Below are 7,701 nucleotides of genomic sequence, written 5' to 3'. Positions count from 1 at the left end.
AACACGGGTTCGAATCCCGTACGGGTCATACTAAAAGAGATAGCATAATCTGCTATCTCTTTTTTGTTGTGTAAAAGCGGACTTTGGATAGTCTGCTTTTTTTTATGGGTTTTTTGTGTCTTTAATGCTTGATAGTAATTATTGCAATAAGTTGTAGGAGATTTATATATATGCATTTATTTTTGCAACCTTTTTATTCTCTCATTCGACTATATTAGTAAAGGGAGGAAGAAATAAAAATGGACATAGCCTATCTAGTAAACCAAGCAACAAGAGGAAATGATCAAGCATTTGAACAACTTATTACTTTTGTTCGCCCAAAGCTATATCGAACAGCCTATTCTTATGTAAGAAATGAACAAGATGCACTGGATATATACCAAGAAACAATTTATGAAGCATATCTTTCATTGAGAAAATTAAAAAAGCCGGAGAAATTTCAAAGTTGGATTACTAAAATTCTTGTTTTTAAATCCATTGATTTTGTAAGAAAGTCCTCTAGACAATTTGTTGTGAATGATGAAATGTTATCTAATTTATGTACAGAAGAGAGCATGAATAAATTAGAGCAATCGCTGGATTTAACCGAGGCATTTAATTTCTTAGATCCTACTTACAAAACCATTATTTTATTAAGGTATTATCACGATTTATCTATTAAGGAAATTGCTGAGGTTCTTAATTCTCCAGAAGGAACGGTAAAATCTCAATTACATCGAGCAAAGCAAGCCTTACGCCCCATTTTAAAGGAGGGATATAGTTATGAATAAAGAAGAAATTAATCACCATATCAATGATATTCCTATACCAGAAGATCGGTTAATTCAAAGAGAAAAAACAGCCATGCTTCAAGCTAAGAAAAATCAGTACCGTAGAAAAAAAACAATTAAGTATTCTAGTCTTATTGCTTGTGGAATATGTGTTTCTCTCTTAGGTTTTGGATTCATTTCTCCTACCATGGCAAAGACATTATCGGGTGTTCCAGTTATAGGCTCCATTTATGCACAATTTAATGATATTGCTTCTGATAAAATTGAAAAGGATGAGCTTGCCACATCAATTGAGAGACGAGATAGTCATAGTGGTTTAACGATGAATGTGAAAGAAGCTGTTTACGATGGTGGACGTTTAGTGGTCACGGTGGAATACAAAGGAGAGAATCCTATTTCCAAAAGTAATGAAGAGAAAGCTGGATTTAGTTATATAACCATTAATGGGAAAGAAGTCAGAGCTGCAATTGGTTCTACTTCACAGAAGTCAAAAGGACAAAACACCATTATTGAGCAGCATGAATTTACTCTGGCTAATTACGGTGAATTTGGTGATAAAATTGATGTTTCCGTCCATGGGAAAGATTTATTTGAACAAACAGGAATATGGAACGTAGCATTTCCTCTTACAAAAGTTGAAGGTGAGATTCATAAATTCACTCCTAATATAAAAACATCAACGAAAGATAATTTATATGCATTAACAGTAAATCAAGTAACCTTTTCTTCACTTTCAACGAGGATTGATTTGACCTTTGATTATCCAAAAGAAATGGAAGCTAATGATAGCTGGCCAGCACTTGATTATACCGTAACTGATGATAAAGGAAAAATCTACGAAGGAGTCAGCTTGCAAGTTGGTAGCACGGGACTATACGGACACCATATTGTTTTAGCTCTTCCACCAATGGATAATCCTCCAAAATCCTTAACAATTGAACCTACGTATCTTAGTGATCTAAATGATACATTAAAAAATGGAGGTGCTGAAGATTTAAAAACGACTGTGTTGCTACAATAATTAAAGAGCTTTGCTAGGTTCACATGTTTATTGACTGTTAATAAGTGACGGTATGTTAATTTGACGTGTATGGAAAAAACATCGCTGTCCAGCTAAGATAAATTTGTATCCATATAATCAAAAGACGCTATTCTTTTTGTAGAAATATACAGAAAGGATGGCGTTTGTTATGCTGTTATCATTGTCGGTTTTTGTCGGTAAGTCGATATATTGCAAAAATCGCTGATATATTTGGAGTTACGGTCCATATATTTAAAAAATCGCTGATATAATTTCACTTACCGACAAAAACATAAGAAAATCCCTTTCACAATCTAAAGAAAACGTCTCCATTGAGATGGATTCCACACCTATCCCATCAACTTTACACTCTATGTGAAAAAGTTCACAAATAGGCCATAATTTGTGAAGTAATTCACAATAATACGTGCTACAATATGAATGTAAAGAAGTTAAACAACATTAAATTAGTATTTTAATTAATTACTTAAACAATCATAAAAAATATATGTGAACAATAGAGAGGGGAAATTACCATGAAAAAAGGTATCAATCGTGTAGTATTAGTAGGAACAGGAGCTGTAGGTTGTAGTTACGCTTACTCAATGATCAACCAAGGTGTAGCTGAAGAATTCGTATTAGTAGATGTTAATGAAGCAAAAGCAGAAGGGGAAGCAATGGACTTAAGCCATGCGGTACCATTCTCTCCATCACCAACAAAAGTTTGGAGCGGTAGCTATGCAGATTGTAAAGATGCAGATCTAGTTGTTATCACTGCTGGATTACCACAAAAGCCAGGTGAAACTCGTTTAGACTTAGTTGAGAAAAATACAAAGATCTTTAAACAAATCGTTCGCGGCATTATGGATAGCGGGTTCGATGGAATCTTCTTAATCGCAACTAACCCAGTTGATATTTTAACTTACGTAACTTGGAAAGAATCTGGTTTACCAAAAGAGCGCGTAATCGGTTCTGGTACTACTTTAGACTCTGCTCGTTTCCGTTACATGTTAGGTGACTACTTAGATGTAGATCCACGTAACGTTCATGCTTACATCGTTGGTGAACACGGTGACACTGAACTTCCAGTATGGAGCCACGCTACTATCGGTGTACAAAAACTAGAAACAATCTTAGCTAACAACGAACAGTACAAACAAGAAGACTTAGATAAAATCTTCGAAAATGTACGCGATGCAGCTTACCATATCATCGAGCGTAAAGGTGCAACTTACTACGGAATCGGTATGTCACTACTTCGTGTAACTAAAGCAATCTTAAGCAACGAGAACAGCGTATTAACTGTATCTGCATACCTTGAAGGACAATATGGTGAGAAAGATGCTTTCGTAGGTGTTCCAGCTGTTATTAACCGCGAAGGTGTACGTGAAATCGTAGAACTTGAGCTAAATGAAGAAGAAAAAGCGAAATTCGCTCATTCTGTAAAAGTATTAAAAGAAACAATGGCACCAGTACTATAATAATTGCTAAATAATTCAGAGGCGGGAAACTGCTTCCTACCTCTGAGTTTTTATATAATTTAATATAAATTCCTTTTCCGGTTTCCCTTGTATATCCCCAATATACCCCTTTTGCTGGATAAGGGTCGTTTATAGAAAAGAGCACTCTACTTTATATAGAGTGCTCTTTATTATTATTTTTTAGGTGTTAATCCTAATTTCTTTAAAATATCTGCCAGTGTACCGCTTTTTGATTTTTCAACAGGTATTTGTGATTTAGATGCATCTGGTCCTTTTTTCAAGAAGTTCTTTTCAACGAAACGAATATCTTTTTCGTCGACAATGCCATCTTTGTTAAGGTCGCCGTCTTTCACAGATAGTCCTTTTTTACCATAGTTGCTAGCGATAATTTCAGCATCTTTCATATCAATTACTTTATCAGCATTTACATCGCCAGCAAGGTTTTCGTCAGGTCGTGCATAATAATATTGACCAAGTAGTTTACCATCTTTTTCAGTACCTAGTTTTGTAGTTAGTCGGCTTGTTAAATGTCCTGGAACCTCCACGTATAAGTTATAATCACGTTTATTAACAGGAAGTCCATTCAATTTGAAGTAACCGTATTTATCAAGTGAGCCTTCAAACTTATGACGGTAAGAATCTGTTGCATATACTTTTACACCAAGCTTTGTATAATCAAATTTCTCATCTAAATATCCACGTTCATTTAAGAATGCACCAGGTTTAATATTTCCTTCTACTTTTGAGTTTAAAGACATAACTGAGAATGTTTGATCTTGAAGCACATGCATTCTGCTTGGCTCTGATTCACCTTGTTTCCAGTAAACGAACACCGGTAAATCTAATTGAGCATTTGCTTCATAAAACTCATCATTTTCTACCTTGAAAGTTACATCAATGAACGGGAAGTCACCATCTAATCCGGCGAAGTTTTTATCATCGATAGCTCCGCCTACTGTAACAGAACCTTCTTCTAGTTTCGGCTCATTTACTTTTGCGGTTACCCCTTTTTCAGAAAGGAGTTTTTCAAAAGTAGGATTCAATTTCGCATTTGCAAATTTGAAGTTCTTCTCTAGGAATTTTACGTTAAATTCTCCAGATACAAATTGTTTCACATGTTTGGCGTTTAGTGTCACAGTGAATTCATCATCTTTATATAATTCTTTTTTATCATAACTAGCTTTTGCATATTGAGCACCTTGCGGAATAAACCAATAGTTATTTACACCGCTTGGATAGTCAGGACCTGCAGTTGCATAATCGAAAATATATACGCCTGTGTTCATTGGACCTTCAGTTTTAAAGGAATCAGGTGTAATACCAACTTTAAAGTCACCATTTTCAGTAATAGGTAAAAACTTGTGCAAGTAGGGAGAATAGTCATAGTACATAACGCCGTTCGCTTCTTGCGTAATGTTTAATCCTTTTCCTCTTAAGTAGTCAACGTTAGAATCATATACATTTCCTTTAACCCATAGTGCTTTTTTACCGTCTTCTACTGTATAGTTTTCTTCATTTAATTCATAAATACCAGGCTGTAATCCAGTTAATTTCACTTCTGGCGGTGTATTATCAATTACGACATAATCACCTTTCACACGTGCTTTCCCGGCTTTATCGTAGCCAACAAATTCAATTGTGTAATCTCCTTCTGGTAAGTCGATTTTTTCATCACCAATTGGTTTTGCAGGATCATTTGTAAAAGGATACACTCTGCCGTTAAAGAATGAATCTAAATAGTAATACACATCTGTTTTTAATCCACTCGTGTTTAATGTTCCGATGAAGCCAAGTGCTTTATTTGTTTTGGAATCTTTCACGATAAGATCTAACGTTTCAAGTTCGCTATTTAATTGGAACGCCCCGTGAACATATGATTCGCGGTATGGATTGAATGTAGATGTATCAGTTGAGATTGTTTTTCTTGATAATAGTGCATTTTCAATACCAGGCTCTGACACACGAATAGAGAACGGAATTTGATACGTTTCTTCTTTATTTTTCGTATTTGTAATATGAATATATCCTTCATATCGGCCTTGCTTTGCACCAGCAGGAATATTAATTTTTGCTTCAATTTCATCTGATTTACCAGCATCAATCGTAATTGTTTCAGAAGTAGAAATTTTTACACCGTTTGCGGTAGCGTCATTAATGGCAGAAGAAGCTGGTGTATAAGAAATTTCTGTTTTAAATTCTTTCTTCTCTTGTTTATTGCGGTTTTCAATTTTAATTTTTCGTTTTTGTTCAATGGATTCCCCGTCTTTTTGATAGTATTTACCGAATGCAATGGATCCAGTTTCGTCTGGTACTTCAATCACTTCATCATTGACAATTGTTTTTGTCGTATCTAACACTTTAAAACTTGTTTCCGTGTGAACAGAGTTATAAGCATCTACTCGTCCAGCTCCAACTTCATATACGGAATACTTTTCTTTTAAATCATCAGCTGTGTTCATAAGAGATGCCTTTACATCGAATGGAGAGTATTCTGGGTGTTCTTGCAAAATAAGAGCAGCAACGCCAGCGATATGAGGAGATGCCATGGATGTTCCTTGCATACGTTCATAGGAAACATCGTAGTTTTCACCTTCTTGCGGGTCGTTAATATATTCAGGTACTGTTGAAAGTACCGCAACACCAGGCGCTGTAATATCAGGTTTAATATCATCATTTGATGTAACAGGGCCGCGTGAGCTAAAGTCTGCAAGATGATCGCCTTCTGTTTGAATATAATTTATTTCATCGAAAGTTAAGGATGTTTTGCCTTGTTCAATTTGAGCTTTTAGTTTTTCGCCATCTTCTTTCGTTAGGCGGAATGCTGGAATGTATTTTGTACTTTCGCCAATATAGTAAGGAATTTCTCCATCCACATTGTTATAAATAATAACTGCTTTTGCACCAGCTTGTTTCGCATTTGCGATTTTTTCATCAAACGAGATTGTACCACGTGCAACGAGAGCGATTTTTCCTTTTACATCTTTTTTACTAAACTCGTCAGGAGTACCGATTCCTACAGATTCAATAGGGAGAGATTGTCCTTTGAAATCCTCTATTTTATCAGTGAAGTTTTTGCCGAATAAAATTAGGTTAGGGAATTGTAATTGCCCAGCATGACCGGATAGTTTCGGTAAGGAAATAGAGCTATCACTTGCTCCAACTGTAATAGCAAATGGAGAAGCGCCTGGTGACCCAAGTGTCGCTGGATTTGGGCCAGAGTTCCCGGCAGCAACGACTGTAACAACGCCCGAAAGCATTGCGTTATTGACAGCGATAGACGTTGGATCAAGCGGATTGTTGCTATCGTCACCTAACGATAAGTTAATGACGTTCATACCGTCAGAAATAGATTTATCGATTGCAGCAATAATACCAGAACTATCGCCGCTTCCGTAAGGACCTAGTACACGATAGTTATACAGTTCAATGTCAGGTGCAACACCTTTTACTGCGGAATCTGATTTATTTTTCTTTTGAGCAGAAACGATACCTGCTACGTGAGTACCATGCGCAGTATAGAAGGAAGAACCACGATCATCAAATTCAGGAGCGCCAGATTGTTGCCACTCTGTATAAGTTGTTTCCATCGGATCTGCATCGTTATTAATAAAGTCCCAACCTTTTACGGAGTTTGGGTCTACCTTACTAGAATCCTCACCCGATTTTGCGCGATAGCCTTTATACACGTCTTTTAAGTCAGGGTGATTGTAATCAATACCTGTATCTAGTACACCAACTTTAATTCCTTTTCCGGTAATGCCCTCGCTATGTAACTTATCTACCCCAATTTGGGGAATGCTATCTGTTAGTTTTTGAGGTGCTTTCTGCTCTGCTTGTTTTGGTAAATTTAATTTCACTTCGTAATCTTTCCAAATACGTTTTACAACGCCAATGCGTAACAATTCTTCAACTGTATTTGCAGGTAACGTTAGCGCAACACCATTTATAGCGTGCTTATAAGAACGTTTAATTTGTACAGACTGGAAATGCCCTGATTTTACTGATGGGCTGAATTGATAAAGGCGTTTTAATCCTTTTTGGAATTCCTCATGTTCTTGATCAATACGTGCCTTTATATTTTCAGGAGCAGCTTGTAATCCTTTTTCTTTTTGTTTTAATTCATTAATCTTTACTGGAGCAGTTTGAAATTCTACAATGATATTTACTGGTTCAGAACTACTCGTATTAATATCTGGCGAAATAGTAAAACCAGGATTGGCATCTAACGTTTGTAATGCTTGGCGCTGTTCTTTAGAAAGTTTTGATAGTAAAGACTGGGCGTTTGAAGAGTCAATTTGGTTAATAGGGTTTTCAGCAAGTACATTGAACGGAAGGGCAGTTGAAAATAGAACGCCAGCCGTCACAATTCCGGTAACAAAACGATTTTTCTTTTTCATATATAGGCCTCCGATAATTTATATTTTAAAAA

The 7,701-nt window shown here is 36.0% G+C and carries 4 protein-coding genes; 3 read left to right on the top strand and 1 reads right to left on the bottom strand.

Going from position 1 to position 7,701, the window contains the following annotated elements; all coding sequences use genetic code 11:
* Positions 1–239: 239 nt before the first annotated feature.
* The 3 genes from GFJ36_RS25150 to GFJ36_RS25140 all read left to right on the top strand — a co-directional run bounded on the left by GFJ36_RS25150 (position 240) and on the right by GFJ36_RS25140 (position 3,272).
* The gene (locus GFJ36_RS25150) at positions 240–770 is read left to right on the top strand and encodes a sigma-70 family RNA polymerase sigma factor (protein ID WP_088609422.1); all 531 of its coding nucleotides are present in this window, start codon (positions 240–242) and stop codon (positions 768–770) included.
* On the top strand, positions 763–1,791 hold the full coding sequence (locus GFJ36_RS25145) for a DUF4179 domain-containing protein (protein ID WP_088064690.1): 1,029 nt from the start codon (positions 763–765) through the stop codon (positions 1,789–1,791). Before GFJ36_RS25150 ends, GFJ36_RS25145 begins: the two co-directional genes overlap by 8 nt.
* Before the next feature lie 536 nt (positions 1,792–2,327).
* A complete protein-coding gene (locus tag GFJ36_RS25140) occupies positions 2,328–3,272 on the top strand; it encodes an L-lactate dehydrogenase (RefSeq protein ID WP_060632710.1) in 945 nt (314 codons plus the stop codon).
* A gap of 173 nt (positions 3,273–3,445) precedes the next feature.
* Here GFJ36_RS25140 and GFJ36_RS25135 read toward each other — a convergent pair whose 3' ends face one another.
* A complete protein-coding gene (locus GFJ36_RS25135; protein ID WP_157349774.1) occupies positions 3,446–7,669 on the bottom strand; it encodes a S8 family serine peptidase in 4,224 nt (1,407 codons plus the stop codon).
* Between the last annotated feature and the right edge of the window lie 32 nt (positions 7,670–7,701).

Origin of the sequence: Bacillus sp. EE-W1, assembly GCF_009760835.1 — a bacterium.
GTDB classification, from domain to species: Bacteria; Bacillota; Bacilli; order Bacillales; family Bacillaceae_G; genus Bacillus_A; species Bacillus_A wiedmannii.
The sequence above is the reverse complement of the archived record's forward strand: the minus strand, read 5'-3'. Positions and strand labels throughout refer to the sequence as shown.

Coding starts and splice junctions, on each gene's coding strand:
- GFJ36_RS25140 (WP_060632710.1), top strand. CDS start 2,328: ATGAAAAAAGGTATCAATCGTGTAGTATTAGTAGGAACAGGAGCTGTA.
- GFJ36_RS25135 (WP_157349774.1), bottom strand. CDS start 7,669: ATGAAAAAGAAAAATCGTTTTGTTACCGGAATTGTGACGGCTGGCGTT.
- GFJ36_RS25145 (WP_088064690.1), top strand. CDS start 763: ATGAATAAAGAAGAAATTAATCACCATATCAATGATATTCCTATACCA.
- GFJ36_RS25150 (WP_088609422.1), top strand. CDS start 240: ATGGACATAGCCTATCTAGTAAACCAAGCAACAAGAGGAAATGATCAA.